This window comes from Oleiphilus sp. HI0086, assembly GCF_001635225.1.
In genome coordinates, this window is the sequence record NZ_LWFZ01000396.1 from 1 (window position 1) to 430 (window position 430).

The window sequence follows — 430 nt, forward strand, 5'->3', positions numbered from 1 at the left end:
TCTTCTGGAACGCCCGCTTGGTATGGCTTTGAAAGTTCGGTGTCTGTGGTTCCAGGGTGGAATGAAATGACTTTTGCTTTTGGAAAGCGACGACTGTATTCAATAGAAGCATTCTTGAGAAGCATGTTTAGTGCTGCTTTAGAGGCTCGATAGCTATACCAGCCGCCGAGCCGATTATCTTTAATGCTACCCACTCTTGCTGATAATACAGCAATCGTGGTCGCTGAATTTTTATTCAGTAACCCGGTCAGCTCTTTTAACCAGACAATCGGCATGAACGTGTTGGTCTCAAAAACGCTATGCAGACTTTCATAGTTGATATCTTCGATACGTTTCTCAGGCTTTATGTTGAGTTCTTTACTATGTAGTAAACCGCTGGCGATCACGATATATCGAATAGGTATATGACTGTCCGCTATTTGTTTGCAGC

At 43.3% G+C, this 430-nt stretch carries 1 protein-coding gene; it reads right to left on the reverse strand.

All coding sequences use genetic code 11. The annotated features are described in order from the left end of the window. Window positions 1-430 (reverse strand): SDR family NAD(P)-dependent oxidoreductase (locus A3756_RS04970; protein ID WP_156490284.1); only part of this gene is annotated, 430 nt, incomplete at both ends.